At 59.6% G+C, this 26,359-nt stretch carries 25 protein-coding genes; 11 read left to right on the top strand and 14 right to left on the bottom strand.

Annotated elements, in window-relative coordinates:
* Window position 1 precedes the first annotated feature (1 nt).
* The 5 genes from ABIE63_RS03960 (at window position 2) to ABIE63_RS03940 (ending at window position 5,593) form a co-directional block, all read left to right on the top strand.
* Window positions 2-1,759 (top strand): hypothetical protein, encoded by a 1,758-nt coding sequence (locus ABIE63_RS03960; RefSeq protein ID WP_354503001.1) that lies wholly within the window; start codon window positions 2-4, stop codon window positions 1,757-1,759.
* 140 nt (window positions 1,760-1,899) lie between these two features.
* Window positions 1,900-2,973, top strand: a complete 1,074-nt coding sequence (gene dctP, locus ABIE63_RS03955; RefSeq protein ID WP_183414648.1) for a TRAP transporter substrate-binding protein DctP — start codon at window positions 1,900-1,902, stop codon at window positions 2,971-2,973.
* Between the two features lie 82 nt (window positions 2,974-3,055).
* The gene (locus ABIE63_RS03950) at window positions 3,056-3,568 is read left to right on the top strand and encodes a TRAP transporter small permease subunit (RefSeq protein WP_183414647.1); all 513 of its coding nucleotides are present in this window, start codon (window positions 3,056-3,058) and stop codon (window positions 3,566-3,568) included.
* The gene (locus ABIE63_RS03945; RefSeq protein ID WP_354502999.1) at window positions 3,565-4,887 is read left to right on the top strand and encodes a TRAP transporter large permease subunit; all 1,323 of its coding nucleotides are present in this window, start codon (window positions 3,565-3,567) and stop codon (window positions 4,885-4,887) included. The genes ABIE63_RS03950 and ABIE63_RS03945 overlap by 4 nt, the downstream gene beginning before the upstream one ends.
* 64 nt (window positions 4,888-4,951) lie before the next feature.
* Window positions 4,952-5,593 carry a TetR/AcrR family transcriptional regulator gene (locus ABIE63_RS03940; protein ID WP_354502997.1) on the top strand — a complete coding sequence of 214 codons (642 nt, stop codon included), beginning with the start codon at window positions 4,952-4,954 and terminating at the stop codon, window positions 5,591-5,593.
* Window positions 5,594-5,605: 12 nt separating this feature from the next.
* On the opposite strand, the gene ABIE63_RS03935 is transcribed toward ABIE63_RS03940, so the two are convergent.
* From ABIE63_RS03935 to ABIE63_RS03920, 4 genes are all read right to left on the bottom strand, one after another.
* The gene (locus ABIE63_RS03935; protein ID WP_354502995.1) at window positions 5,606-6,406 is read right to left on the bottom strand and encodes an aspartate dehydrogenase; all 801 of its coding nucleotides are present in this window, start codon (window positions 6,404-6,406) and stop codon (window positions 5,606-5,608) included.
* 32 nt (window positions 6,407-6,438) lie between these two features.
* Entirely contained in the window at window positions 6,439-7,230 is a 792-nt protein-coding gene (locus tag ABIE63_RS03930; RefSeq protein WP_354502993.1) for an alpha/beta fold hydrolase, read from the bottom strand.
* A 16-nt stretch (window positions 7,231-7,246) separates the two neighbouring features.
* On the bottom strand, window positions 7,247-7,753 hold the full coding sequence (locus ABIE63_RS03925; RefSeq protein WP_354502991.1) for a cupin domain-containing protein: 507 nt from the start codon (window positions 7,751-7,753) through the stop codon (window positions 7,247-7,249).
* 76 nt (window positions 7,754-7,829) lie between these two features.
* Entirely contained in the window at window positions 7,830-8,273 is a 444-nt protein-coding gene (locus tag ABIE63_RS03920; RefSeq protein ID WP_354502989.1) for a type II 3-dehydroquinate dehydratase, read from the bottom strand.
* A 269-nt stretch (window positions 8,274-8,542) separates the two neighbouring features.
* On the opposite strand from ABIE63_RS03920, the gene ABIE63_RS03915 reads away from it, so the two are divergent.
* Both ABIE63_RS03915 and ABIE63_RS03910 read left to right on the top strand, forming a co-directional pair.
* The gene (locus ABIE63_RS03915; protein ID WP_354502987.1) at window positions 8,543-9,880 is read left to right on the top strand and encodes an FAD-binding oxidoreductase; all 1,338 of its coding nucleotides are present in this window, start codon (window positions 8,543-8,545) and stop codon (window positions 9,878-9,880) included.
* 18 nt (window positions 9,881-9,898) lie between these two features.
* A complete protein-coding gene (locus ABIE63_RS03910) occupies window positions 9,899-10,489 on the top strand; it encodes a DUF2238 domain-containing protein (RefSeq protein WP_354502985.1) in 591 nt (196 codons plus the stop codon).
* Here ABIE63_RS03910 and ABIE63_RS03905 read toward each other — a convergent pair.
* From ABIE63_RS03905 to eutB, 5 genes are read right to left on the bottom strand one after another with little or no spacing between them, the layout of a single operon-like run.
* The gene (locus ABIE63_RS03905; protein ID WP_183414640.1) at window positions 10,486-11,334 is read right to left on the bottom strand and encodes an SDR family NAD(P)-dependent oxidoreductase; all 849 of its coding nucleotides are present in this window, start codon (window positions 11,332-11,334) and stop codon (window positions 10,486-10,488) included. The genes ABIE63_RS03910 and ABIE63_RS03905 overlap by 4 nt on opposite strands.
* A 4-nt stretch (window positions 11,335-11,338) precedes the next feature.
* Window positions 11,339-12,349: a N(2)-acetyl-L-2,4-diaminobutanoate deacetylase DoeB gene (doeB, locus tag ABIE63_RS03900; protein ID WP_354502983.1), complete on the bottom strand. Its 1,011-nt coding sequence runs from the start codon at window positions 12,347-12,349 to the stop codon at window positions 11,339-11,341.
* A gap of 9 nt (window positions 12,350-12,358) precedes the next feature.
* On the bottom strand, window positions 12,359-13,540 hold the full coding sequence (gene doeA, locus ABIE63_RS03895; protein ID WP_354502981.1) for an ectoine hydrolase DoeA: 1,182 nt from the start codon (window positions 13,538-13,540) through the stop codon (window positions 12,359-12,361).
* A gap of 32 nt (window positions 13,541-13,572) precedes the next feature.
* The gene (locus ABIE63_RS03890) at window positions 13,573-14,565 is read right to left on the bottom strand and encodes a cyclodeaminase (protein WP_354502979.1); all 993 of its coding nucleotides are present in this window, start codon (window positions 14,563-14,565) and stop codon (window positions 13,573-13,575) included.
* A complete protein-coding gene (eutB, locus tag ABIE63_RS03885; protein WP_354502977.1) occupies window positions 14,562-15,590 on the bottom strand; it encodes a hydroxyectoine utilization dehydratase EutB in 1,029 nt (342 codons plus the stop codon). Before eutB ends, ABIE63_RS03890 begins: the two co-directional genes overlap by 4 nt.
* Before the next feature lie 191 nt (window positions 15,591-15,781).
* On the opposite strand from eutB, the gene ABIE63_RS03880 reads away from it, so the two are divergent.
* The 3 genes from ABIE63_RS03880 to ABIE63_RS03870 are packed head-to-tail and all read left to right on the top strand — an operon-like array spanning window position 15,782 to window position 18,861.
* Window positions 15,782-16,627 carry a TauD/TfdA family dioxygenase gene (locus ABIE63_RS03880; RefSeq protein WP_354502975.1) on the top strand — a complete coding sequence of 282 codons (846 nt, stop codon included), beginning with the start codon at window positions 15,782-15,784 and terminating at the stop codon, window positions 16,625-16,627.
* A 28-nt stretch (window positions 16,628-16,655) separates the two neighbouring features.
* On the top strand, window positions 16,656-18,182 hold the full coding sequence (locus ABIE63_RS03875) for an alkaline phosphatase family protein (protein WP_354502973.1): 1,527 nt from the start codon (window positions 16,656-16,658) through the stop codon (window positions 18,180-18,182).
* Window positions 18,183-18,213: 31 nt separating this feature from the next.
* Window positions 18,214-18,861: an ureidoglycolate lyase gene (locus ABIE63_RS03870; RefSeq protein ID WP_354502971.1), complete on the top strand. Its 648-nt coding sequence runs from the start codon at window positions 18,214-18,216 to the stop codon at window positions 18,859-18,861.
* Between the two features lie 14 nt (window positions 18,862-18,875).
* On the opposite strand, the gene phnY is transcribed toward ABIE63_RS03870, so the two are convergent.
* The 3 genes from phnY to ABIE63_RS03855 are packed head-to-tail and all read right to left on the bottom strand — an operon-like array spanning window position 18,876 to window position 22,784.
* The gene (phnY, locus tag ABIE63_RS03865; RefSeq protein ID WP_354502969.1) at window positions 18,876-20,336 is read right to left on the bottom strand and encodes a phosphonoacetaldehyde dehydrogenase; all 1,461 of its coding nucleotides are present in this window, start codon (window positions 20,334-20,336) and stop codon (window positions 18,876-18,878) included.
* Between the two features lie 13 nt (window positions 20,337-20,349).
* Complete coding sequence (gene phnA, locus ABIE63_RS03860; RefSeq protein WP_354502967.1) at window positions 20,350-21,609, bottom strand: phosphonoacetate hydrolase; 1,260 nt, start codon at window positions 21,607-21,609, stop codon at window positions 20,350-20,352.
* Window positions 21,610-21,632: 23 nt separating this feature from the next.
* Entirely contained in the window at window positions 21,633-22,784 is a 1,152-nt protein-coding gene (locus ABIE63_RS03855; protein WP_354502965.1) for a 2-aminoethylphosphonate--pyruvate transaminase, read from the bottom strand.
* A gap of 110 nt (window positions 22,785-22,894) precedes the next feature.
* Between ABIE63_RS03855 and ABIE63_RS03850 the strand changes: the two genes are divergently transcribed.
* On the top strand, window positions 22,895-23,773 hold the full coding sequence (locus tag ABIE63_RS03850; protein WP_354502963.1) for a LysR substrate-binding domain-containing protein: 879 nt from the start codon (window positions 22,895-22,897) through the stop codon (window positions 23,771-23,773).
* Window positions 23,774-23,799: 26 nt separating this feature from the next.
* Here the strand turns inward: ABIE63_RS03850 and ABIE63_RS03845 are convergent, their stop codons facing one another.
* Both ABIE63_RS03845 and ABIE63_RS03840 read right to left on the bottom strand, forming a co-directional pair.
* On the bottom strand, window positions 23,800-24,360 hold the full coding sequence (locus ABIE63_RS03845) for a DUF882 domain-containing protein (protein WP_221205655.1): 561 nt from the start codon (window positions 24,358-24,360) through the stop codon (window positions 23,800-23,802).
* Window positions 24,361-24,598: 238 nt separating this feature from the next.
* Window positions 24,599-26,263 carry a L,D-transpeptidase family protein gene (locus ABIE63_RS03840; protein WP_354502961.1) on the bottom strand — a complete coding sequence of 555 codons (1,665 nt, stop codon included), beginning with the start codon at window positions 26,261-26,263 and terminating at the stop codon, window positions 24,599-24,601.
* Window positions 26,264-26,359: the final 96 nt, after the last annotated feature.

The following is a 26,359-nucleotide window of genomic DNA, read 5'->3' as shown; positions in this document are numbered from 1 at the left end:
CTTGAACGGAGAGCCAGCAGTGCTCCTGCAAGGTGACAAAAAGGCGGGTCGGGCTTTGCTGTTCGAGCCCGGTCGGATCGGTGGCGTTCGGTTGCCCAATCGTGTGGTGATGCCCTCGATGACAACGCGTGCGGCCGATCCGGATGGTTTTGTCACGGAAGGCAGCCTCGCCTATTACCGCGCCCGGGCAGTCGGCGGTGTCGGTCTCGTCACCGTGGAGATGGCGTCGCCCGAAAAAGCCGGGCGGCACCGTTTCAATGAATTGGGCATCCATGACGACCGGTTTCTGCCGGGTCTCAAGCGCCTGGCCACGGCAATCCACGATGCGGGTGCCAAGGCCGCCATTCAGCTCGGCCACGGCGGCGGCCACACGCGGCGTGATATCTGCGGTGAGGACCCGGTTGCGCCATCGGCGATCCCTCACCCGGTTTTCGAGGGACACCTGGAAACCATTATCCCGCAGCAAATGAGCCCGGCGCGGATTACCGAATGCGTATCCGCTTTTGCGGCCGCCTTCGCACGTGCCGCGGATGCAGGATTCGATGCAGCAGAGATCCATGCCGCGCACGGCTACCTTGTTTCGCAGTTTCTTTGCCCGGCGGAGAACAGGCGAGACGATGACTATGGGGGCTCCCTGGAGAACAGAGCCCGCTTCGCGCTTGAGATCATTCGCGCCTGCAAGGAGCGCCGACCGGAGATGGCGCTGATTTTCCGTCTGAACGGCGACGACTATTTCCCAGCGGGCATGCCTGCGGATGAAGCTCTGCAGGTATCGGTCTGGGCGGCGGCAGCGGGCGCAGATGCCATCCACGTCACCGGCGGACACTACCGATCGCAACCTTCGGCCGCTGTCATGATCCCGCCGATGGACATGGGGTATGGACCCTTTCTCAAGTTTGCCAAGATGATTCGGGAGGCCGTGCCGGTGCCGGTTATCGCGGTTGGAAGGCTGGGCGATCCCGAAGTGGCAGCAAGGGCGCTGGAAGAAGGGTGTGCGGATTTCGTGGCGCTGGGGCGCCCACTGTTGGCCGATCCGGATTGGGTAGCGAAGGTCGGTTCAGGCAAGCCGATCCGGACCTGCCTGGGTTGCAACACCTGCGTTGACGAAATGCGGGCCGGACACCCCTTGCACTGTCTGGTCAACCCGACAACCGGTCGTGAGCAGGGTTACCAGGACGACGGTGGCCCCAGAAATGAAAGGATCGCGGTTATAGGCGCCGGACCGGCAGGTTTGACCTATGCCGGACTGGCTGGAACGAGAAACCAGGTGACGTTGTTCGAGAGGACGCCAAGCGCAGGTGGCTCCTTCAATCGGGTAAGCGCCGCACCGCTGTTCCAGAACGTGCGACCGGAAGCCTACAGCTTTGCAGCCTTCATTCGTTCGCTGGAGGAAATCTGCGATCAGTCGGGCGTTGAGAGGCGCTACGGCGTGAACCCTCTGAAGGACCTGGCGCAGCTTGCCGGTTATGACCGCATCGTGGTGGCGTCCGGGGCTACCTATCGCTGGGGCTTGGGCGGATTGGTGTCCGGTCTGCTTGCATCCGGTTTGCTGCGAAAGACCCCGCTTCGGCAGCTGGCGGAGAGCGAACGCTTCCGTCATTGGTTCTATTATAAGGCACGGCGTCGTCAGGAGAGCCTGTTGTCGACCGTACACAAGCTAGGGGCGACTGTGGAAGTCATTGGCGATGCGAAGTCCCCCGGTAAAAGCAAAGAGGCTATTCGCAACGCTTTCGAGGCTGCCCTGGGGGTGAGCGCCTGACGCCAGGGAGTCAAGAATTTGCATAAGGCGCATATGTTAGACTAGACTACTTACATGTAAGTAAGTATTCTCTCGGATCGCTCAAAGCGGGATAACACCGTTTGATCGAGGGGAATGTGGGAAAATTTAGGGAGATCAATATGCTTTCCAACTTCAAGAAGTCCATCAAGGCCGTTGCGTTGGGCACGGCCTTTGCATTTGGCGTTGCGATGCTACCGGCCGTCAGCAAGGCCGAACCCGTCGAATGGAGCATGGCGACACCTTGGTCCGGCGGTCACTGGATCGATGTCGGCGCCAAGCAGTTTGCAGAATTGGTTGAAACGCTGACCGAAGGTCGCGTCAAGATCAATGTCTTCCCCGCGGGTACGCTGGGCAGTGCATTGAAAGTCACCGAGTCGGTGCAGACGGGTGTAGCCGAGGTTGGTCACAACTGGCCCGCATATGACTGGGGTATTGATCGCACCGGCGTCATCTTCGGCGGTTGGGCCGGCGGTTTGACCCCGGAAGAATATCTGTTGTGGCTCTACAACGAAGGTGGCGCGGAACTCTGGAAAGAGTGGCGCATGGAGCTGTCGGACGTTGTCGCTATTCCGTGCGGCGTTCTTGAAACCGAAATTTTCCTGCACTCGCATAAGCCGGTCCGCACCCTTGAGGATTATCAGGGCATGAAGGTGCGTACCTCCGGCGCTTGGGCGGAGATCGCTGCCAACATGGGCGCTTCTACGGTCATCATGCCGGGTTCGGAAGTGTTCAGCGCCTTGGAGCGTAAGGTCGTTGACGGCATTGAGTGGGGTGGCCCCGGTATCAACACCTCCGCAGGTTTCCACAAGGTTGCCAAGTACATCGTGACTCCCGGCGTGCACCAGCCCTCCGGCGCGCACGAATGCATGTTCAACAAGGACGCCTGGGCCAAGTTGTCCGAGCATGACCAGAACATGATCGAGGTCGCGGGCCGTCTGATGACGCTCAACACCTTCCTGGCCTATGCCAAGGATGACATCGACGGATTTGCCTTCTTCCAGCAGGCAGGTGAGAACGAGATGGTCGTGCTCGACCCCTCCTTCATCTCTGCGGCGAAAGAGGCTTCCGACGCTTGGGCTGCTCAGCAGGCCAAGGAGAACGATTGGTTCAAGCGCGCTTACGAACATCAGAGCGCTTTCCAGAAGAAGGTTGGCGACTGGCAGAAATTCCGTCTGCCGATCGGCAACAACTAAGCAATCCGGCACGGGGCGGCTTCACGAGAGCCGCCCCGTTTCGCTATAATCAATGAACCTCTCTGTTGGGCCGGGGTTTGCTATGTATTGGATCCGTAAAATAGAAGCCGTGACGGATGTCGCTGCTGCCGTGGGCGCGTTTTTGCTTTTGCCCTTGGTTGGGTCGATGGTCTATGAGGTCTTGAGCCGCTACCTGTTCTCGGCGCCGACCTTCTGGGCCTATGAATTGGCCTACATGATGATGGGCTCGATCTTTATGCTGGGTATGGCCTACGCCTTGAAGGAAAAGGCGCATGTCTCGGTCGATCTTTTCTATCTGAGCATGGGGGTTCGCGCGAAGGCCATTGTCAATCTGCTTGGCTTCCTGCTGCTTATACCCTGCCTGCTTTGGCTCACTTATGCGTTGTTCGGCTACATGGTGAAAGCCTACGAGGGGCATGAGCTATCAGGCCAGTCTGCCTGGAACCCGGTGATCTGGCCCTACCGAACCCTGTTTGTCGCCGGTTTCGTGATCTTGACGCTGCAAAGCTTTGCCGAGATCGGGAAATCCATCTGTGCGCTCCTTCGGGGCGAAGAATTCGGAACCGACGTATGACTGAGTATCTTGGACTTATGATGTTCCCAGCACTGATGGTGCTGGTCCTGACGGGATTCCCGATTGCTTTTTGCCTCATGTCGGTAGCCTTGGTCTTTGGCTTGATCCGGTTTGGCGATGCGGCGGTCTTCCAATTCATTTCGAAAGTCGATGATGTCGCGTCGAACTACGTTCTGGGCGCAGTACCCCTGTTCATTTTCATGGGCGCGCTGTTGGAACGGTCTGGTATCGCCGACCGTTTGTTCGATGCCATCCATATATGGACCAAGCGGCTGCCCGGTGGTCTATCAGTCGGCGCAATCATCATGTGTACGGTGTTCGCCGCAGCCAGCGGCGTTGCCGGAGCAACCGAAACGGTCGTCGGCATGCTGGCGGTGCCGCCAATGCTCAAGTACGCCTATGACAAGCGTCTGATCTCGGGCACGATTTGCGCTGGCGGATCGCTTGGCACGGTGATCCCGCCTTCCATCACGGTTGTCGTTCTGGCCCCGGTGGCGGACCTGCCGGTCGGCGACCTTTTTGCAGGGATTTTATTTCCGGGCCTTATCATGTCCGGCCTGTTCTTCACCTATGTGATCGTACTTTGCTGGTTGAAGCCAGAGATGGCGCCGCGCGAGCCAGAATCCGAAGACACGATGTCGCTCCTTGAGAAACTGCGTATCACCGCAGTTGCGCTTTTGCCGCCGGTGGTTCTGATCTTCTCGGTTCTGGGAACGATTCTCTTGGGCTGGGCGACGCCGACGGAGGCCGCTGCATGCGGTGCCTTTGGAAGTTTGGTCATGGGCATCTGTTATCGCCGGATTACGCTTTCGGTGCTTATCCAGGCGCTCTACAGAACCTTATCAATCACGGCGATGATTCTGCTGATCGTCTTGGGCGGCAGCATGTTCGCCGGGGTGTTCTTCGCATCCGGCGGTATGGTGACAGTCCAGAAACTGCTGGCCGAGTATGGCCTGCACGGTTGGCCGGCGGTATCGCTGATCTTTGTGTTGACCTTCTTGGCGGGATTTGTCCTGGAATTGATCTCGGTGGTGCTAATCATAATACCGATCGCAGTTCCCTTGGTGATTTCCTATGGAATAGACCCGCTCTGGTTCAGCATCATGTTCCTGGTCGTGTTACAGACCAGCTACCTGACGCCACCCATGGCTCCTGCCATCTTCTACCTGCGGGCAATAGCGCCTCCGGAAATCACCTTGATGCATATGTATCGAGGGGTTATCCCATTCATTTTATTGCAACTGGTGACCTTGGGATTTGTTATAGCGTTTCCCGAGCTCGCAACGTGGCTGCCCGAGCAGCTCTATGGTTTCAGATAGAAAATGGGACATTCCGGCCACCTTGCGCTATATAGCCCCGGGGGGTGGAAATCGGGGGACATAGATGCGTGATAGGATAAAGGACGTCGCGACTGAACTGCTGGTGCTGCATGGCTACCGCGGCTTTAGGTTTGGGCATATCGCGGAGCGGCTCAGTCGAACCCGGGCCAACATCCACTACCACTTCCGTACCAAGGAGCAGTTGGTCGAAGAGGTTGTTTGCGATTACGTTGCCGGTACCGAGGAGCAGTTCCGCGACATTTGGTTGAATGAGAATGCCTCGCTCAACGAAAAGATTCGCCAAACCATGGGGTACAACCACCAACGCTACATCCATTACAACCCAACTGGGAAAACCGGGCATCCATGGAGCTTGATTGCGCGCATGCGCAGTGATCAGGACCTCTTGACGGCCAAGGCGCGCGAAGCGCTGCAGGATTTTGGGCCCGCCATTGAGTCGCATGTGCGCGCGGCGATCATTCTGGCGAAGAAGAAGGGTGAATTAAAAGCCGATGCGCCCGTCGATGACTTGGCCTTGCAGATAGTCAGCATCGCAAACAGCGCCGGACCGATTACGCAAGACGCGGGCAGCTTTGCGCGGCTGGAAGAACTCTATCTTGCCTTCGCGCGGATCGTGAACCACGCTTACGGCATCAATCCAGAAGCCAATGACCCGGAGCGGACGCTGAAGCTCAGCAACAATTAATCGCCAAGCGGATCAAATGACGATGCGCGACCAGCGGTTACGCACCGTGCGTTCCAGGCTGAGGATCGTCAGAAAGGAAGTCTTGGGGTTGTCCGGGCTGGGGAAGTTTGCAAGGCGCAAGGCGAGCGTTCCAAAAGCGCCCTCGGCCTCCACTTCATGGCAGTTTCTATCCACCTTTGGATCGGCGATCACCTTTATGCGGGTATCGTCCAGTCCAAGACCGGCAAGTGCAACCGTTGCGGCCACATTGGCGTTCTTGGGAAACAGGCGGCTACCTTCTCGCGCAGTCCCCTCAAACAGCAGAGTCTCTTCTTCAAGGCTGTCGAGATCGCAGAGTGTCTCGGCGTGCGTCCCCTTCCAAGCCTTTGGCGGCTTGCGCGATACGTAGGTCACTTGGGTAAGGCCCGCCAGTTTGGCGGCGGTCAGGCCATCGATTCCTGCGACCGCCCCGGCCGGCAGGAACAATCGCGCCGCGCCTTTCCGTGCGGCTGACTCAAGGCGCTGCTCGAACCCCGGTTGGGAAAGAGCGCCGATCGATGCGGCGACAAGATCAACGCCCGCCGTCAGCACGGCCGGTCCATGCTGCGCCAGCGCTTCCTGGCTGGCGCATTCGACAACCAGCTCAGGCTTGCTCCGGAGCAGCGCCTCAACGTCTGTTACGAAAGTAAGGTTGGAAAGGCCCTGTGATTCAGGCGCGTGGCGAACCAATGCCGTGATGGTGAGGTCAAGCCCGTCCGTGTCTTTGTTCAGACGATCCACGAGGCTACGGCCTATTGCGCCGAACCCGATCATGCCGAGTGAGAAGCTTTTCATGGCCTAGGTCTGTCCCATACTCGGTGTGTCGGTCAATGCCGCAGAAACGGCAGGCTTGCGTCCAGGAAGGCGGCGGGAACGACGAGGGGAGTGAAGTGCCCCCCATAGCTCAACTCGATGAAGTTTGCGCCATCGATCCCCGCAACGATCTCCTGCGATAGGGCCGGTGGCGTCACCATGTCGTCACGGGCGCAAATCGCAAGTGTCGGCTGGGTGATCGTACCAAGCTGGCTCCGGCGATCAAAAGCGATGAGTGCATCGAGCCGTGCCGCCAGGATCTCCACCTCCACAGCATCATGAGTCGCGTTTGCTCCCAGGGCGTCGAGTTCTGGCCCATGGTCGTGCCAGTAACCAGGGGGGCGCAGGAAAAACGCGCTTGTCTTCTGATAAAGGCCGAGACCGCCAGCCATCAAGACAGCTTTGCGGTTGCCGAACAGGTTGGTGACATAAGCTTCCGGGCCGCACCAGGTAGCGCTAAGGACCATGCGTTCCACCAACCCCGGTTGCGTGATCGCCAGGGTTTGGGCGATGGCGCCGCCGGTCGAATGGCCCAAAAAGGCAGCGCGCTCGATACCCAGAAATTGGAGCAATTGGTGAAGGTCGTCCGCCATCTGGTCCACGGAGAATTGGCCCGGGACATGACTGCTTCGCCCACAGCCACGGTGATCATGCAAGATAACGGTGAATTGCTGTGCCAGCGTCGGCGCAACTTTGTCCCAGAAACCGGCCACGCCGCCAAGGCCAGGTACGAGAACGAGGGGCGGGCCTTCGCCTCTCGTCTCGTAATAAAGCTCCTGGCCGTCGGATAGCGTGAACAGCGGCATTGTTCGTTGCGGCCGGCTACTTGCGGATCGGCGCAAAAATGGAATCTACCTCGATCTTCTCGACATCTTCCGGACGAGCGAATGGTTCGGGGGCCGGTTCACCGGGCGTACGGGGGCGTCCGATCTGCTCGAAGAAGTCCTCCAACCCGCCGGGCATGATGGTCCAGAACATCTTCAGATCGCTCGTGCCGGTGTTCATGATCTTATGGCGACGGTAGGACGTCAGGTAAAAGGTCGTACCCGGCTGTACCGGATGCGGCTCCCCGTCCAGTTCAACGACGCCCGTGCCCTCGTAGAAGAAAAGAATTTCTTGGTGATCGGGGTGCTGATGATCGCGGATGAAACCGCCCGGCGCGATTACTTGAACGCCGGAAGCAAGGTTCAGTCCGGGAACGTTGCGGCGCGAGATGCGCACTTCGCCGTAGCCGTTGGCCGGTTCCGGCTGCCACCAGCTTTGGCCCTCGTCCGGCTGCACGCAGATTGCCGGGCCTTTGGTTGGATCCGCTTTCTGAGGATTGCTCATATCTTACTCCTTCGCGAGTTTACTTGCCCGGGTCGTTGTCCTCTGCGGCCGTCTCCCGGAAATAGTTTGAGTCTGATCAGGCGCTCTTCTGCTCCTCGAGCAACGCCACGAGGCTATCGAAGGCGCGCATATAGGTCTGGATGCCCATGCCCATGAACACCCCTTTGGTTGCTTGGGCGGTCACGGAAAAGATCTGCCGGGTATAGTGGTTGGTCATGTGAACCTCGACAGTAGGCACTTTGATGCCCCGGATACAATCGCGCAGCGCATAACCAGCATAGCAGAAGCCGCCGGGATTGATCACACAGCCGTCCAGCTTGCGATTGTGAGCATCGAACATCTTGTCGATCGCCTCACCTTCAATGTTGGTGTAGTAGATCTCTACTTCGAAGCCTTTTTCCGCCGCATAGGCGCGAACCATTTCGTCCAACTCCGGCGCCGTTGTGCGTCCGTAGACTTCTGGTTCACGAATGCCCAAAAAATTCATGTTGCCGCCTTGCAGCAGAAGGAATTTCGGCATGGTAATCTCCCTTGCGAGGTGCCGCATCGGGGCACTATTGGATATTTAGATGCGCCGTCGTCGGCTGGCTAGCTATAGCCCTGCCGATGCTGCCGGAAATATGCGCCAAAGCGGTCTGCGAGTCCATACTAACTTTCATGCAAGTCAGTTTTTGATCTAGGTAACTGACAGGACGTTTCGATGCCGGAATTGACTTGCGGCGGCACTGCGCCGGACGTCATTCTGAGAGTGGTATCAATCGCGCGCCGAACAGCCGAGAATCCTGCAGTATGACGGTCATCAGCGATGCTTCTCCCGTGACTTTCTCCGGCGTATTGCCGGAGGCTGTGGATGTCGTGATCATTGGCGGCGGAATCCTTGGGGTCTCGACCGCTTGGTTCTTGGCCGGGCAGGGCGTCTCGGTTTTGCTATGCGAGAAAGGCCGGATAGCTGGGGAGCAAAGCAGCCGGAACTGGGGCTGGGTCCGCCAGCAAGGACGTGATCCGGCGGAGCTTTCAATCATGCAGGAAAGCCTCCGGATATGGGATCGGCTGTCTGCCGACACGGGCGCGGACTATGGCTTTGCCAAGCAGGGCGTTCTCTATCTGGCTGAAAGTGAAGAGCGGCTGGGGGAATTCGAAAATTGGTTGACGCTGGTCGAGGATCACAAGCTCGACAGCCGGATGTTGAGCGCCGCCGACGTTACGGCGCTGCTGCCGGATTGTCGCGGAGCATTCAAGGGAGGACTGTTCACGCCCAGCGACGGACGAGCGGAGCCCGAGGTGGCCGTGCCGAATCTGGCGCGCGCTGCCCAGGCGCAGGGGGCGGTGATCCTGGAGTGTTGCGCGGCGCGCACCCTGGACGCAGTAAATGGCGCCGTCACAGCGGTGATTACGGAGAAAGGACCGGTGCGCTGCGGTGCCGTCTTGCTGGCCGGTGGCGCGTGGTCGTCGCTGTTCTTGCGCAATCAAGGGATTTCCCTCCCGCAATTGAGCGTAAAGGCGACGGTTTCCCGGACGGCGCCGGGACCAAGCGTGTTCGAGGGCAACGCCTCCACCTCGGAGTTCGCTTTCCGCCGCCGCCAGGATGGCGGCTATACGATAGCCCTTTCCGGATATCACGAGCATTACCTATCGGCGGAAACTTTCCGGCATTTCTTCAGCTTCCTACCCAGCTACAAGGCTTCGTGGCGAGAAACCAAGTTGCGAGTATTGGGAAGCGGCATCGAGCGTGGATTGACGACGACCGAGCGTTGGAATGCCGGGCAAACCAGCCCGTTCGAACGCACGCGGGTCATGAACCCACTGCCTGACCGGCAGGTGTTGCGTCGGCTGCGCCAGCACCTGGCCGCGCGGTTGCCGCGTCTGGCAGACCAGCCGTTCGTAGAGTCCTGGTCCGGTATGATCGATAGCACGCCGGATTTACTGCCGATCATGGACTCGGTCGCGCCGATCCAGGGTTTATTTCTGGCCACGGGCTTCTCCGGCCATGGTTTCGGCATCGGTCCTGGCGCCGGCCGGGTCATGGCCGATTTGATCCGAGGCCGTGACTGCGGGCATGACCTCAAGCCTTTCCGCTTGGCCCGCTTTGAGGACGGCAGCCCAGTTCGGCTTGGCCCGGCACTATAGAGCTACGGGGAGGGAATTTTGCAAAAGCACGAATGGGCGGTTTTGGTATTCACGGCCAGTTACGTGGTGGGGTTCGGGATATATTTCATTTCCATCGGCAACAATGAGTTTCTCTGGTACATCGCAACGTTGATCGGCTTCATGCTGCTGATCGCCTACGGCGCTAGGCGGGCGCGGTTCCCTGCCATGCTGCTCTGGCTGCTGAGTATTTGGGGACTGGCCCACATGGCCGGTGGCGGGGTCGTCATCGATGGCGCTGTGCTTTACGCCTATCGTTTGCTGGATATTGTCGGGACCGGTGAACTGTCGATCCTGAAATACGATCAGGTCGTGCACTTCTATGGATTTGGCGTCACCGCTCTGGTGCTGCGCCACTTGCTGCGGCGGAACTTCCCAGTGCTGGCTGGCACCGCGACGCTTTTCTGCTACCCAATTCTGGGGAGCATGGGGCTCGGCGGCCTCAATGAAATCATCGAATTCGCTGCGGTCATGGCTTTGCCGAACACCAACGTCGGCGGATACTACAACACGGCGCTCGACCTGCTGTTCAATACGGCGGGAGCGATCACCGCCGTTGCGCTGGTTACCAAGCTGGAGCGCAGTGCCTAGCTGGAAGCCTTGGCCGCCAGCCAATCCAAAGCCCGGGTCGGCAAGAGGCGCCGCGCCCAACCCATGATATAGGTCGGTGTGGTCACGTAATAACGTGGGCGTGGCCGTGCCGATTCCAGCGCATGCACCAGCTTGCGAACCACCGCCTCCGGTTGCAGTTCAAATGGTGTCGGCAGGGTCTCCGCTTCCAGTCGGGGGATCAGGGCGGTCTCGTAAAGATGGCGATTGGGGGAGTTGCGCCAATCGATCCAGCGCTTGAAGTTTGGATAGGCGTTGATGCGTATCTTCGTGTTGATCGGCCCTGGCTCGATCAGGATTACCTCGATCGGCAGACCACGAAGCTCCAGCCGGAGGGTGTCGGTTAGACCTTCTACGGCGAACTTGGTTGCATTGTAGGCGCCGCGAAAGGTCAGGGCGGCAATCCCCAGCACCGAGGAATTCTGGACGATGCGGCCAGACCCTTGCGCCCGCATGACCGGCAGCGCCAATCGGATCAGACTGTGCCAGCCGAAGAAATTCGCTTCGAAAATCTGTTTCAATGCAGCGGTTGGCAAGTCTTCGACCGCGCCTGGAATCGCATAGGCACCGTTGTTGAAGACCGCGTCCAGGCGGCCTCCGCTCTCGTCGAGTGTCTGTCGGAACGCGCTTTCGATCGTCTCCGGTACTTCGTAATCCAAACGAAACGAGCGCAGGCCTTCGGCCTCCAGCCGGTCGCAATCCTCTTGTTTGCGGCAGGTGGCAAAGACCTTCCATCCTCGTTCGTTCAGGCCTCGGGCGGCGGCGAGGCCGATGCCGGACGAGCAGCCGGTGATCAGGATGACGCGCTGATTTTCTTTTGTTGCCATGTTTTCAGACCCGCGCGGCGACGACGGCCACGACGTCGCCCATCTGGATCGTGCCCGGGTAGTGGCGGCCCGCAAGGACACCGTCTCGGAAAGCGCGATACTCGATTGGTGCGCGACCCGTGCGCTCGTAATCATGAACCCTTGCGATCAAGTCTCCCTTGACCACCTCGCCACCCAGATCGACCGAGTACTCAATCAATCCGGTCGAGCCGCTGGTGATGTAGCAATCCTCGCCGGGCATATCGAGCAGCACCGACTCGCAACGCTCTTCGACGCCTTCGACAATACCTGCGTGGATCAGCAAATTGCGCACACCGCGTTTGGCGATACCGACGCTTTTTGCTGTCGTGGAGCCACCGCCGCCAAGCTCGGTCGATACGAACACCTTGCCCATCTCTTCAGCCGCGGTGTCGTACATGCCCACGGCGTCAATCTCCAGCAACAACATGGAATAGGGGGCCGAAAAGGCCTCCATGGCTGCCTTACAGCGCGCCTGCTGGTCCTTGTCCTCCAATAGATGAGTGGCGGCAAAAGGTATGAAATCCAAGGTCTTGCCGCCAGAATGGATATCCAGCACATAATCGGCCATGGGCAGCAATGTGCGCTGGAAGAAATCCGCTATCTTCTCCGTCACCGTACCGTCGGGCCGGCCTGGGAACGTGCGGTTGAGATTGCCGTTGTCGATCGGCGACGTGCGGCGATTGGAGCGAAAGGCCGGATAATTCATGGCAGGCACGATGATGATCCGGCCCGAAACCTCGTCCAAGTCCAACGAATGGGACAGATTGAAGAGCGCCACCGGCCCCTCGTACTCGTCACCATGGTTGCCGCCGGTCAGCAGCGCCGTTGGACCCTCGCCATTTTTGATCACCGTGATTGGAATCATGATGCTGCCCCAAGCCGAATCGTCGCGGCTGTAAGGGAGCTTCAGATGGCCGTGAAATATCCCATCTTTCTCGAACTCGACAGTCGGAACGATGGGGTTGCGCCGAAGCATGCCACTGACTGAGGTCATGGCCTTCTCCTACTCCTTGACGAATAGTTGGCGTGGCGTGCTGCAGAAGCACTCGTAGCCGGATTCAGTGATGCGTAAGGGCTCGGTAATTTCGATACCGCCATCGTCCAACCAGAGGGCGGGCATAAAGTGAAAGCACATGTTCGGCTTCAGCTCCGTGCGATCGCCCGCGCGTAGAGACATTGTCCGCTCGCCCCAGTCGGGCGGATAGGAAAGCCCGATCGAATAGCCGGTGCGATTGTTCTTTTCAAATCCGAAGCGCCGCAAGGTGGAAAAGAAAGCCTCGGCGATGTCTTCGCAGGTGTTGCCGGGCTTGGCTTTCTCCAGTCCGGCCTCCACGCCCTCCAGCACCGCCTTTTCGGCGTCCAGGTACTTTTGCGGCGGCTTTCCCAAAAAGAGCGTCCGCGACTGCGGGCAGTGATAGCGCCGGTGGCAGCCGGATATCTCAAAAAAAGTGCCCTCGCCCGTCTTCATGGGCTTGTCGTCCCAAGTCAAATGCGGCGCTGTCGCGTCCATTCCGGACGGCGCCATTGGGACGATAGCCGGGTAATCGCCCCAGTGCCCGTCGGCACCCATGATGCTGGTATGGTAAATTTCGGCGACCAACTCGTTCTTGCGCAGGCCGGGCTCCGCAACTTCGAGGATACGCTGATGCATGGCCTCCACGATGCGCGCGGCGCGGCGCATGTACTCGATCTCCCGGTCGCTCTTGACCGCCCGCCGCCAGTTGACGAGGCTCGTGGCATCCCGGAATCGGGCGTTGGGCAGGCCCTTCCGCAAAGCAGCGAAGGCGGCAGCCGTGAAGTAGTAATTCTCCATCTCAACGCCGATCACCAGCGTGTCCCAGCCCCTCTCCGCCAACACCGTAGACAGCTGGTCCATGGGATGGCGTTCGTCTGATTGCACGTAGTGGTCCGGGTAACCGATGATGTGGTCATGGCTCATGTAAACCGTGCGCCGTGCACCCAGCGCGTCAATCCCGCGGCCCCACCATAGGGGGTCGCCATCCGGTCCTACGAGCACGGCCTGATGCGTGTAAAATGACCAGCCGTCATAGCCGGTAAGCCAAGCCTGGTTGGAAGGATCGGTCACGATGAGCAACTCGATCTCGGCATCCGCCATTGCCTTGCGGGTCGCTGCGAGGCGGTCTGCGTATTCGTTCCGGGTAAAATTCAGCGCGATATCCGACATTCCCGTGATCCCTGTAAAATTCACAAAGCTATCTACGATTCGAAAATAACCCCTGCATTGGCCGCCTGGGCCTTGGCCCGGGCGAGGGTGGCGATGGCGGTGTCCTGAACGCCGGTACCGGTGAGATCCGCCAAAGTAACCTGGGTCCGATCAAGGCGGCCAGGCTTTTGGGCGGCTAGAATCTCTCCAAGTTCCGGCGCTTCGAAATCGGCCGGCACAGCCCCTGCGGCAATCGCGTGATGAAGCTCGCCCAGCGCGGCACACTGCGCGCGGCGATCCGCGACATATAGATCAGCGGCTGCGACCAGCGCCGGTTCTATCTCGTTCTTGTGGGGCGAGTCCGACCCCATGGCGGTGATGTGCTGACCGGGCTCAAGCCATGCGGCTTGCAGTATGGGTTGCTCCGCCGGTGTTGTGGTCACCAGTATGTCGGCACCCCGCGCAGCATCGCGCGGGGTGTCTTTAGCCTCTACGGGAATGCCAAGCTCTTTGCTGAGCTCATCGGCCGTGCTGCGTGCCTGCTCGGGCCTTCTGGCCCAGAGGGCTGCTTGCTCAATTGGGCGCACCAGCATCAAGGCTTTCAACTGAAGGCGCGCCTGGACCCCCGCACCGAAGACCGCCGCTTTTTTTGCGTCGTCACGCGCGAGATACTTCGCGGCAACCGCACCTGCAGCGGCGGTTCTAACGTCAGTCAGATAACCATTGTCCAGCAATAGGGCCTCAACGACCCCTGTCTTGGCGCTGAACAGGATCATCAGACCGCCCAGGCTTGGGAGGCCGAGAGCCGGGTTATCGAAAAAACCCGTGCTCATTTTGATGGCAAAGGAGTCGAGACCGGGGACATAAGCGGTTTTGACATCGACCTCGCCATGATGCTCGGGGATGTCCAGCCGCAGGATCGGAGGCATCGATACGGCTTTGGTCGCCAGAGCCTGAAAAGCCTGCTCGACACACGCGACGGCTTCCCGGTCCACAGCCACCGCTTGGCGGAGTTGCGCTTCGTTTAGGAGGCGGATGCTGGTCATGCCTGGTTTCCTTCCGCTGAACTGCCGGGTCGATGATCGGTGATGATTCTATGGTGCAGATCGAGGTCGATATTTGCGCCGCTGAGCAGCAGCACCGTGGGTTCTGTCACGTTGATCTTCCCCGCTAACAGCGCAGCCATCGTCACAGCGCCTGCGCCCTCTACGATCTGGCGTTCTTGCCAATAAGCGTGCGCAATTCCCGTCGCGATCTCGGCCTCGTTGACCAGAACGATCTCGTCAACGAGTTCGCGCACGATTCCAAAAGTATACCGGTTGTCCGAACCAATGCCGCCGCCCAGCGAGTCGGCAAGCGTCTCCAGCTCTTCCACCCGTGTCGGCTTCCCCATTCGTTGGCTCTCGTACATCGCCGCACCGCGCTCCATGGATACGCCGATGATCCGCGCGGCTGAGTTGATCGCCCGCAAAGCCACCGCAATGCCGGAAATCAAGCCACCGCCGGAGAGCTGAATGACGAATGTCCCGGCTTGCGGAAGCTGCTCCATGATCTCCAGGCCAAGCGTCCCTTGTCCGGCGATGATGTCGGGGTGGTCGAAGGGCGGCAACATCGTCATACCTTGCTCGGCCACAAGGCGGTTGACTTCCGCCTGGGCCTCGTCCTGCGAGCGACCGACGATTCGAACATCGGCGCCTTCCTCGCGAATCGCCGCCACCTTGTTGGCGGGCACGAGCGATGACATGCAGATGCTGCAGGCTACCCCCGCCGCGCTGGCCGCATGCGCGAGGCCACGGCCGTGGTTCCCGGTGGAGACGCCAACCACGCCGCGCGCCTTGGCTTCTTCCGGCAGGCAGGCAACCGCGTTGCTGGCTCCGCGCAGCTTGAAACTGCCGGTTCGCTGCTGCTGCTCCAGCTTTAGCCATATCGGTTGGCCGCTCGCCTGGCTTAGGTAACTCGATTGAACGAGGGGCGTCCTGAGCACCTTTGCGCCGATGCGCTTACGGGCTGCCAGGATATCGGCCAGAACTATGGGCGAACGCCAGGTAGATTCTTGCGGTTTGTTCGGCATGTTGCAATCACTCGAACTGCTCACGCGAGAGCAGGACCCTTACGGCTGAATTTCTGCTAATGAAAGACCGTGGCGGCTTTGCACCTGGGCTGTCAATCACTAACCCTCCGGCGTGACAAGGAGCCTCTTTCCAGGCGAGCAAGGTCGAGTATAAGCTGCCCGGCGAACGGAACTTAGAGGGAGCGATCGAGATGCAACTGGCGCCAGTGGCTGGTCACATCGGGGCGGAAGTGCTGGGCATCGATCTTACCCAGGATATTTCGGAGGCGACGGCGACTTTTCTGCGTCAGGCGCTGGATGACCATCTGGTTTTGTTTCTTCGCGATCAGTCCCTGGATTTGCCGACATTGAAGCGCGCAACGACGGTGTTTGGACCCCTACTCCGCGTTCCCTATGTCAAGCCGTCACCGGAAGATGCGGATGTGATAGCGGTTCTCAAGGAAGCCGACGAGGTGCGTATTGGGGTATTCGGCGGTGATTGGCACTCGGATTTCAGCTTCCTTGAAGCCCCGCCCGGTGGGTCGCTGCTCTACGGCGAGGACATCCCGACCTACGGCGGTGATACGCTCTGGTCGAACCAAATTCTAGCATATGAAACTTTACCCGATGATCTGCGGAGCATCGTCGATGGGCGCGGGGCTATCCATACCGGCGGACCCTATGGCACGCAGAACGCACCGGATGCCACCGTGGCAACGAGTCGCTCCATCGGTATTTCGCGGGGTAACAGCGACGCGGACAGGGAGGTGCTGCATCCAGCGGTGCGGCAGCACCCGACCAGCGGGCGAAGAGCTCTCTTCGTCAACCCGATCTACACACGGCGTTTAGAGGGCATGAGCGAGTCGGAAAGTCGCCCGATTCTCGAACGTCTCTACGCCCATGCCACGAGGCCGGAACTGACTTGCCGTTTTCGCTGGACCCCGGGTTCCTTGGCGATATGGGATAATCGTTCGACCATGCACTATGCCATCAACGATTACGACGGACAGCGGCGCTTGCTTTATCGCACCACGTTTGCCGGTGAGCGGCCGGTCTAGGTCACGTCGATTGTCTGAAAGAGAGGCCATGAACATTCTTCTTCTGTCGGTCGATCAGTGGCGCGCCGATTGCTTTGGATTTCTTGGGCATCCGGCGGTCAGAACACCAAATCTGGACCGCCTGGCTGCGGAAAGCGTGGTGTTCCGCAGGCACTTCACCGTTGCGGCACCCTGTGGTCCTGCGCGCACCAGTCTCTTGAGTGGACTCTATCCCTTCAACCATCGCTCGATCACGAACGGCACACCGTTTGACGCGCGCTTCCCGACCCTGCCGGGCGGCCTGAAGTTGGCAGGGTATGATCCGTTGCTCTTCGGCTATACGGATACTTCCGTTGATCCGCGCACTTTAGAGCCCGATGATCCCAGGCTGCTGACCTATGAAGGTGTCATGGAAGGCTTTCGGCAGATCGTGGATGTCAACGGCGACAATCTCGGCGCCTGGCTCGACGTTCTGGAGGCCAAGGGCTATGACCGGCCTGAAAGAGACGGCGACATTTACCTGCATGCCGAACGACCGGCGGAAGCGAAGGGATTTTGGGACGGGCCTGCCCGCTATAAGGCGGAAGATAGCGATATGGCCTTTCTAACCGACTGTGTGTTGGACCGGCTGGCGCAGGAGACGGGAGACCCCTGGCTCTACCACCTGGTCTATCTGCGACCGCACCCGCCTCTGATTGCGCCGGAGCCTTACAATAGGATCATCCCGCGCGACCGCGTTGAAGCACCTTTACCGGTGGGCGACGGCGAAGCGCACCCCTTCTTGAAGGTATGGGCCGAGCAACACCAAAAGGGCGGATACTTCGATCCGGAGATCGATTTCTCGGCCTTGTCGACAAACGACGTGACCGCGATGCGCGCGGTTTACTACGGCTTGATGGCTGAGATGGACTTTCAGATCGGGCGGCTGCTCAAAGCACTGGAGGACACGGGCCAGCTCGACAATACGCTGCTGGTGTTTACCTGCGACCATGGTGAGATGGCAGGCGACCACGGTCTCTGGGGCAAGGGCGGTTGGTATGATGGCGCTTACCGGATACCGCTCATGATTCGCGACCCGAAACGGCGCAAGACGGCGGGGCGGCAAGTCCAGGCTTTGACGGAGAGCGTTGATGTCGCCGCCACGGTCATGGACTGGCTGGGCAAAAAGGCGCCGCAAAGTTGGGACGGAGTCTCCCTTCTGCCGTGGCTCGACGGAGACACGCCGCCTGTCTGGCGCGACCATGTTTTCTGGGAGTTCGATTTTCGTGACATCGAGAGCGGGACCTACGAAGCGGCGCTCGGCCTGACTCCCGACCAATGTACGTTGAACGTCTGGCGCAGCGACAACGTCAAGTACGTACACTTCACAGGCCTGCCGCCGTTGTTGTTTGATCTGGCGAACGATCCGGGCGAGCGGCATAACCTGGCGGGAGATCCCGCTTGGTTGGGCAAGCGTCTTGAGATGGCGGAGGGCTTGCTGGCCCACCGCATGCGCCATGCCGAACGTACGCTGACCAATCACAAACTGACGGCCAAGGGTGTTTTGACCTATGAGGGGCCGCGACGCTTGGGATAACATCCGAGGATATCGCTAGAGGAGAGGTTCCATGCAGGCGACGGCGCCCAACTATTTGAACCCCGGCATCCCGCCCGACCTTCCGCGTCGGGTCATGGAAGTCGTGGAGGCCACGCCGGACTCGCTGAAGGGCTACGGCAAGCTCGTCGCGCGCCCCGAAGAGTGCGATATCGAGATCGTTCGTTGGCCGGCGCAAGGTTGGCGTCCTGTCGATAGCGATAGTGGAGACGAGGGCGGCACCACCGAAGGAGTCTTCGAGGGATCTTGGGTCGGGGATATTCTCTATGGCCGCAACGCGGCGGTCGGTGGGCATTACATTTTGGGCTACGGCGAAGACCCGTCGATAGCCAGTGAATCCGCCAGAAACGATCCTAACCGTATTCTGCTGTGGCACGCTAATTACCACCCTGATGGTGGGCAGCTTTTCTTCCCGCTGGATAAACGCCCCTTTGTCGTTCCCTTGGCTTTGCCGGGGGATGATCTGCGGCCGGAAGACTTCGTTTGTTTTCGCTTCGACGGCAGCCAGGGCCTTTATATCCATCCGGCCATCTGGCACGAGGGCGTTTTCCCGCTGTCGGGCCGCCAACGTTTCTTTGATAAGCAAGGAGCCGTGCACGCGCGGGTCTCAGTAGACTTCGCGCGTGAGTTCGGCGTGCTTCTTGAAGTGCCTCTGACCTAGAGTCTGGCGGTGCGTTACGTGGGCCAGGGCATGGAGAAGGTCTTGATGTTCGTATAGGACTTCATGGCCTCCTGAACGCCTTCCTTATATCCGAGCCCCGAGTCCTTGATCCCGCCGAAAGGCGACATCTCGATACGATAACCGGGAACCTCCCAGATGTTCACGGTCCCGACGTTCAGGCCATTGATGTAGGCCGTCATCCGATCCAGACGATTGGTGCAAACACCGGAGGAAAGACCAAAGGCCGTCGAGTTCGAAATCCGCCGGACCTCCTCGTCATCGGAGGGAACACGGATAATGGGGATAATGGGGCCGAAGGTCTCTTCCAGCACCAGCTCGCTCTCATGCGGCACGTGATCAACCACAATCGGCGGCAGCACTGCGCCCTGCCGACCCGGATCGTAGAGCACCTCCGCGCCCTGCTCGGCGGCGGCATAGACGCGGGCTTCGAAGGTTCGGGCAGCTTTCTCGTGGACGACGGTTCCCAGGTCGGTGTCCGGATTCATGGGATCGCCGAAGCGTATCTTCTTGGCCTTTTCCAGCACCATCGGGACAAAAGCCTCGGCAACCGCTTCTTGAACCAGAATGCGCTTGACGGCCGTGCAGCGCTGGCCCGAGTTCTTCGTCGCACCGGCGACCGCCAGTTCGGCAGCTTTGTCCAATTCCGCCTCACTGAGATCGTCGCAAATGATCAACGGATCATTGCCGCCCAGTTCCAGGACCGTGCGCCTGTAACCGGCTTTCTCGGCGATCATCTTGCCCACTGGTACGCCGCCGGTGAAGGTAATGAGTTCGGCATTGGGATTGGTGATCATCTCGTCGCCGATATCCGCCGGCCAGCCGGTGACGACCGAATACATTTCCGGCGGCAGTCCGGCCTCATACAACAGATCGGCCAACAGGAGCGCCGTCATTGGCGTCAACTCCGTCGGCTTGCAGACCATGCAGTTGTTCGTCGCAACGGCGGGCGCCACCTTGTGGGCGACCATATTCAGCGGATGGTTAAAGGGTGTGATCGCCGAGATCGCCTTCAAAGGTTCGCGGGTGGTGAAAATCTTGCGAGCCTTGCCCTGAGGCGTGACATCGCAGGAGAAGACTTGGCCATCGTCCAGGATGGCAAGCTGTCCGGCAAGGGTCAGGACATCGTAGCAGCGTCCGACCTCGTAGAAGGAATCCTTCTTGGAAATGCCAAGCTCGAGAGTGATGACGTCTGAAATCTCGTTCTTGCGCGCTTCCAGCAACTCGGCAGTGCGGAATAGAATTTTCTGACGGTCGTAGCGGCTGAGTTTGGGCTTATAGTCAGCGGCGATCTGAAACGCCTCGCGGGCGTGCAGTGCGTTGCCTGCCGGAACCGTGCCGATTACTTGGTCAGTGTAGGGGTAACGGACCTCGATGACATCGTCGGCATCCACCTTGCGACCGGCGATGCGCATCGGCTCGTGGCGCGGGCTGGAAAGAGCGTTGGCGAGAGACATGATTGGATTCTCCTTACTCGGCGGCGCTGGCGCGACGCGCCTCGGCGTGATTGAGCGCGATGTCGAAAGCGTCGAAGTTGCGCAGGCTGCGGCCTTCCAGTCCTCGAACTTTGCGATTCACGATCAAGGGGACGCGCTGTTCGGAGACGCCGCCGTGCGAGCGCAACGGCACGGTCAAACCGGATAGATCATGGTTCTCGGGGCTGGTGCCGATGACACGGTGCTTGGTAGAAACGACGACAAGCTCGCCAATGCGGTCGGTCGGCAGTTCAAAGGCCTCGGCGGCTTCTTCCCGGGTCAACACCCGCTCCACGCCTTCAAGGCCTTCGATAAACTCCGCGACTGCGGCGAAGTCCGCGTCCTTGGGCAGATAAACCGTGGCGTAGGAGCCAAGAGCACCGTGATGGACCACGTAAGGGTCGGTAATCGGCAGGATGGTGCGGGCTTTGGCTTTTCCAAGAAAGCCGTCGAGTTCGCTCTGCAAATATAGAACGTCGGGCGTACCGTCTTCTCGATGCTTGGCGTTCATGCCGTGGTCGGCCGTGAGGACAAGAATGGCCCCGGCGGCATCCAATGAAGAAAGGTAGCCGTCCATCATCCGGTAAAAGGCATTGGCGCCTTCGCTGCCGGGGGCGTGCTTATGCTGGATGTAGTCGGTGGTCGAGAGATACATCAGGTCGGGGCGCATGCGTTCCATCAGCTTGACCCCGGCGGCAAAGACGAACTCGGACAACTCGGCGGAGTAAACATCGGGAACCGGCATCCCGACCATCTCGACCGCATCATCGATTCCGTTCTCGGGCAAGGTTGCCTGATCCGCCTTTTCCGAGGAGAAGCAAACAACCTGCTCGGATGCCATGTTCAGGCCGTGGCCTAGAAGGCGACGCAGCTTGTCCTTGGCGGTGACGATGGCGATCTTGGCGCCGGCATCGCGAAATGCCGGAAACAGCGTGGGCGCACGCAGAAGGGCTGGATCGTTCATCATCACCTCAGCATCCCTGGCGGGGTCGTAGAAAAAGTTGCCGCAGATGCCGTGTACCCTGGGGGGTTGCCCGGTGACGATCGACAGGTTGTTTGGGTTGGTGAAGCTAGGCACGACACAGTCGGCCCGCAGATCGGACCCGTGGTTCAGCATTCCGGCGAGCCAGGGCATGTCGCCGGACGCGACTGCTCGTTCCATGTAATCCGGCTCGGAGCCGTCAATGCAAACGATCACGACCGGTGCTTCCGGAAAACGGTAGCTGCGCTGGTTAACGGTAATACTCTTGGTCATCGTGCTACTTCCTTGTGCTGGTTTCAGGCCGCCGCGGCGCAGTTCGTCACGCCCATTTCCGTCAGCGTTCTCTCGATAATCGCCAAGGCGCCTCGCATTTCCTCCGCGCCCAGGCGGCCGATGCAACCGATCCGGAAGGAGGGGGCGACGGTCAACTTTCCTGGGTAGATCACAAAACCCTGCTCGGCCAGGCGATCATAGAACCGCTGAAAGTCGAAGCGAGGATCCTCGGGCATTTTAAACGTGATGATGATCGGCGCTTGCAGCGCATCGGGCAGCAGCGTCTCGAAACCTAGCTTGCGCATGCCCTCGACCAGGATCGTCCGATTGTTGCTGTACCGTCCGCCGCGTCCGGCTTGCCCCCCTTCGGCAAGAAACTCCTCGATGGCCCGGTCGAAGGCCAGGATGACGTGGGTTGGCGGCGTGAAGCGCCACTGCCCGTTCTTCTCCATCGCCTGCCATTGATCGTGCAGGTCCAAGGTCAAGGCATGGGCGTTGCCAGCGGCCGCTTCCAGAATGGTCTGCTTTACCAGGCAAAAACCCATACCCGGTACGCCCTCCAGGCATTTGTTGGAAGACGCGACAACGGCATCGAACGGCACCTTTGCGGCGTCGAGCGGCAGGGCGCCAAAGGCGCTCATGGAATCGATCAGCAAGCTACGCCCGAGGCGCGCCGTAACCTCTGCGACCTCTGCAATCGGATTGAGAATGCCCGAAGTTGTTTCGCAATGAACGACAGCCACATGACTAATGCCTGGGTCGGACTCTAGCCGCTCGGCAAGGGCGGTCGGGTCGACGGGCTCATTCTCGGCCCATTCCATGACCTCGAAATTCCGGCCGATTAGGCCGCAAATGCGCGCCATGCGCTGGCCGTAGGCGCCGTTGATCAGGATAAGCAGCTTGCCGGCCCTGGGAACCAACGTGCCGATCATGGCTTCCACCACGAACGTACCGCTTCCCTGTAACGGCACGCAAACGAACCCCTCGCCGCCGATGATCTCCAGCAATCGCTGGCGCATTCTGGCGTTGACCGCAATGAAGCGGGAATCGCGTGAGCCGAAATCATGAAGCATTGCTTGCTTGACACTGCTTGACGTCGTCAGGGGACCGGGTGTCAGCAGCCAGGGGTCGCCGTCGGGGGAGGCAGCGATGGCGGGATTCGTTTGCGCAGTCATGGGGCCCTACTCCTTGGAGACCATCAATAGAGAAACAACGTGATGCAATCTGTAGCTTGCACTGATATATATCAAATCGATATTTTCGATTTATTACATTGGTGTGACCTATGAATTCACCAATCAACAAGCTACAGCTTCGGTCGTTCCATGCGGTCGCGGAGGAAGGCTCCTTCACCAAAGCCGCAGACCGCCTTGGTGTGAGCCAGCCAACGTTGTCAGAGCAGGTGCGCGCGCTTGAGCAGCGATACGGCGTCCGGTTGTTCGAGCGGGTCGGACGTGGCGTCGATCTAACCGATCTAGGGCGGCGTTTGCGGGATGTAACCCGCCGCATCACGGCAGACGAAGTGGCCGCGGAAGCACTTTTGGCTTCGGCACGGGGTCTACGCAGCGGTCGCTTGCGGGTTATGGCGGATGCGCCGCACCTGTTGCTGCCTATCCTTGGCCTGTTTCACCGCCGCCATCCGGAGATTCAGTTATCGATTGGTTTCGGCAACACCAGCGCTGTCCGCCTAGCCCTCAAGGATCGACGCTGCGACGTCGCTGTATTGCCGGATCTGGAGAATGACCCGGGGGTCGTAAGTCATTTACTACGCCGGGATCGGCTGATTGCCATGGTTGCCCGCGATCAGGTTTGGCGGGAAAGACGCAGTGTGGGTCTCGAGGATTTGCTTCAGCAGACACTTCTTCTGCGCGAGCCGGGTTCGGGTACCCGCGCACGGCTGGAGCGCGCTTTGGCGGAAGCGTGCCTAACACCGACCAACACCTTGGAGGTGGGCAGCCGGGAGGCAATTGCCGAAGCGGCCGCTGCCGGATTAGGGATCGGCGTGGTCTCCGAAAGTGAATTTGGGCACGACAGGCGGTTGCGGAAGCTGGAAATTCGAGGGGCCAACCTGACAACCAGCGAGTATCTGGTCTGTCTGGCCATCAAGAGTGAGGAACCAACCGTCAGGGCGCTTCTGGAGGCGGCGCAGGAACTAGCTGAATGACGCTGTCCGGCCGCGCGCGACCCTAATTAACCCCAGCGCCTAACTCTTCCGGTGTCCAGATGGATAAAATCAGATTTCGGATAGTACCCGACACCGCCCAACTGTAGGTCCCAAGCCTTATCGCGCAGGGCTGCAAGCTGTCGACCGGGCAGGCGGACATCGATGGCCATCCCTTCCATATGCAAGGACCGCTTGGCGACACCTGTACTGACGCGCCGGAGTGCATCGTTGGTCTGCGGGGACCGATAGGCCGATATAATCTCGAAAGGTGAGTTGGTATCCATCCGGCGATGTAAGGCATAGAGGAACTGGTAAAGCCCCTCGTCGATCTTATGCTGTGCGCCGTTGCGCCAGTCGCGCATCAGACGTTCGAGTTTTCCGAGGCCTTGAGGTTGAAACTTGCCATCGGCCCAAAAGGTCGTTGTCAGTGTTTCACCCGTGTGCAAATGGTGGAAGGACAGTTTTCGAACCGAAGGGCCGGAGGCGGCAAGAGCGGGAGAGAGTGGCAGTAGGCTTGTTGCGGCTAGGCTGGCGCCTGCAACAAGCAAACGTCGCCGTGTGAGGTTGTTTGGGGCGTCGTCGGTCACGCTGATCCTCTCCGTTAAATCTATAACTCTGTACTTATCGCTGCGGCCCCCGCGTTGCTGGCGCTGGCCAGTCTTCGCTAAATTCGCCCCAGTCTGGAGTTGAACCCCCTGGTATTGACCCGATGGCAGCCCTGCTGCCGAGTCGAATCATAATGTCTTAAGATAGAAAGATACCTTAAGAAGCGAAAAACGCAACAAACATTCTATTCCAAGGCCCGAGCGAACCGAAGAGCGAGGGTCAATCGGTCGGCAAGGATTCGGCGGTGCTGCGCGGCCCCAATAGGGCGCTGATCAACAAGGCGTCGCGGCCATAGACGTCGCCCCGGAACTGGAGCACCCCTGCGTCGTTGACCCAAGCGGTTTGGTAGTCGATTTGGACCGGTAGCGGCTTGGCGAGGCTGACGACCCGCCGCTCGCCTTTCTCGATTGCCGCGACAACCAGTTCACGATTCCAGGTGGCTTCGTCCTGCAAGACCGCAACTGCAAGATCAATTGGCTTATCGACCCGCACGCAACCATGGCTGAAGCTTCGTTCCGCGCGCGAAAAGAGAGCCTTGGCCGGGGTGTCGTGAAGGTAGATGTTGAACTCGTTGGGTAGCATGAACTTAATGCGGCCGAGGGCGTTGTCGATACCAGGCTTCTGGCGGATCTTGTAGGGAAAGCGTCCGGCTGTAACGGCGCCCCAGTCAACGGTGTGCGGATCGACCAACGTGGCGGAATCGCTCCAGCTCGAGAACAGCTCATAGCCGTTCTCTTCGAGGTAGGCCGGGTTCTTTCGAATCTTGGGCAAAAGTTCTTTGCCGGCAATCGAGGGTGGAACGTTCCAGAAGGGATTGATTTCCAAATAGGTCATGTCACGCCGGAACACCGGTGTTCGATTGTAGGGCGTTCCAATTACGACCTTGGAAGTAAATGCCTCGCGCCCCTCGTCATAGAGGCGGAGGGTAAAGTCGGCAAGATTGACGGCGAGGTGGCGACCGACGGGCTTGCCCGCGACCCAGCGTTCTCGTTCGAGGTTCGCCAAGATCTGTTGGACACGGGCTTCAACGGATGTGTTGAGGTGGGCCAAAGTGTTCTTGCCGACCCGCCCGTCGACACCCAGGCCGTGGTTTGCTTGGAAGCGCTCGACCGCGCGTTGCAGCGTCGCGTCGTAAAGCCGGGGGTCATCGGGAATGCCTTCATCGGCGATGCGCAACTCGCCCGTGGTGCGCAACCGCGTTCGCAGAGCGATCACGCGATCATCCCGTACGCCGGGGTCGAGCGTCGAGCCGTCGCCGATTTTATTCCATCCGCCCATCGCGGCAAGCAATCGGTACCGCGCCAATACCGACTTCAAGGCCCGGTAGCTGTCGTCCTGGGGGGCAAGGCCTGCCAGAATCTCCGAAACGTCGCCACCTCCCGCAACCGCTTGCAGTAAAGCGTAACGGTCGAGGTCACGCGGATAAACGAACAATTCCGGGTCCACCTGACGCGGGACCAGGCGTCCCCCATTCAAATCGGCGCCATAGCGAACCAGGGACTGGGTCAGACGTATTTCCAGGGGCGCCAGCAGGTCGACCTTGGCTGAAGCCAGAAGCGCCTGGATTGCGGGTGAATGGTAATCCGTCGGATCGAGTCCTTCCTCGTCCGCGTTCTTAAGGACCTCGCCCAGCCGGAAGGCGGAGGGTAAGGCACGATCTTCCCCGACCCACAGCGCCTGCCAATCCCGTTCCGTGTAAAAACGGTGAAGCAGGGCCAACTCCGCGATGTCGTCCTCACCGGTGGTCGTGGCGGCGACTTTATCCAGGGCTTCGCGCAACGCTGCTTCGAGCGCGGCGCTCGCAAAAGCCTTCGAAGCCCAAACCTGAGGAGTCAGAAAGAGCAATAGAAATACGGTTGCAAGCCAGATTTGCGAAAGCTTCATGCAAATAGGATAGCATGTCGTTTTGCCCATTCCAGGGCTTTCGGTCGTGGTAGGGATGGGCTAGCCTCGGGCCTAGGCCCATCAAGAGGCAAGGGT

Source organism: Limibacillus sp. MBR-115 (assembly GCF_040549425.1).
Taxonomy (GTDB): domain Bacteria; phylum Pseudomonadota; class Alphaproteobacteria; order Kiloniellales; family CECT-8803; genus Limibacillus; species Limibacillus halophilus.
Note: the sequence above shows the minus strand (reverse complement) of the source record. Positions and strands in the feature narration are given on the sequence as shown.

Coding starts and splice junctions, on each gene's coding strand:
- dctP (WP_183414648.1), top strand. CDS start 1,900: ATGCTTTCCAACTTCAAGAAGTCCATCAAGGCCGTTGCGTTGGGCACG.
- ABIE63_RS03950 (WP_183414647.1), top strand. CDS start 3,056: ATGTATTGGATCCGTAAAATAGAAGCCGTGACGGATGTCGCTGCTGCC.
- ABIE63_RS03945 (WP_354502999.1), top strand. CDS start 3,565: ATGACTGAGTATCTTGGACTTATGATGTTCCCAGCACTGATGGTGCTG.
- ABIE63_RS03940 (WP_354502997.1), top strand. CDS start 4,952: ATGCGTGATAGGATAAAGGACGTCGCGACTGAACTGCTGGTGCTGCAT.
- ABIE63_RS03935 (WP_354502995.1), bottom strand. CDS start 6,406: ATGAAAAGCTTCTCACTCGGCATGATCGGGTTCGGCGCAATAGGCCGT.
- ABIE63_RS03930 (WP_354502993.1), bottom strand. CDS start 7,230: ATGCCGCTGTTCACGCTATCCGACGGCCAGGAGCTTTATTACGAGACG.
- ABIE63_RS03925 (WP_354502991.1), bottom strand. CDS start 7,753: ATGAGCAATCCTCAGAAAGCGGATCCAACCAAAGGCCCGGCAATCTGC.
- ABIE63_RS03920 (WP_354502989.1), bottom strand. CDS start 8,273: ATGCCGAAATTCCTTCTGCTGCAAGGCGGCAACATGAATTTTTTGGGC.
- ABIE63_RS03915 (WP_354502987.1), top strand. CDS start 8,543: ATGACGGTCATCAGCGATGCTTCTCCCGTGACTTTCTCCGGCGTATTG.
- ABIE63_RS03905 (WP_183414640.1), bottom strand. CDS start 11,334: ATGGCAACAAAAGAAAATCAGCGCGTCATCCTGATCACCGGCTGCTCG.
- doeB (WP_354502983.1), bottom strand. CDS start 12,349: ATGACCTCAGTCAGTGGCATGCTTCGGCGCAACCCCATCGTTCCGACT.
- doeA (WP_354502981.1), bottom strand. CDS start 13,540: ATGTCGGATATCGCGCTGAATTTTACCCGGAACGAATACGCAGACCGC.
- ABIE63_RS03890 (WP_354502979.1), bottom strand. CDS start 14,565: ATGACCAGCATCCGCCTCCTAAACGAAGCGCAACTCCGCCAAGCGGTG.
- eutB (WP_354502977.1), bottom strand. CDS start 15,590: ATGCCGAACAAACCGCAAGAATCTACCTGGCGTTCGCCCATAGTTCTG.
- ABIE63_RS03880 (WP_354502975.1), top strand. CDS start 15,782: ATGCAACTGGCGCCAGTGGCTGGTCACATCGGGGCGGAAGTGCTGGGC.
- ABIE63_RS03875 (WP_354502973.1), top strand. CDS start 16,656: ATGAACATTCTTCTTCTGTCGGTCGATCAGTGGCGCGCCGATTGCTTT.
- ABIE63_RS03870 (WP_354502971.1), top strand. CDS start 18,214: ATGCAGGCGACGGCGCCCAACTATTTGAACCCCGGCATCCCGCCCGAC.
- phnY (WP_354502969.1), bottom strand. CDS start 20,336: ATGTCTCTCGCCAACGCTCTTTCCAGCCCGCGCCACGAGCCGATGCGC.
- phnA (WP_354502967.1), bottom strand. CDS start 21,609: ATGACCAAGAGTATTACCGTTAACCAGCGCAGCTACCGTTTTCCGGAA.
- ABIE63_RS03855 (WP_354502965.1), bottom strand. CDS start 22,784: ATGACTGCGCAAACGAATCCCGCCATCGCTGCCTCCCCCGACGGCGAC.
- ABIE63_RS03850 (WP_354502963.1), top strand. CDS start 22,895: ATGAATTCACCAATCAACAAGCTACAGCTTCGGTCGTTCCATGCGGTC.
- ABIE63_RS03840 (WP_354502961.1), bottom strand. CDS start 26,263: ATGAAGCTTTCGCAAATCTGGCTTGCAACCGTATTTCTATTGCTCTTT.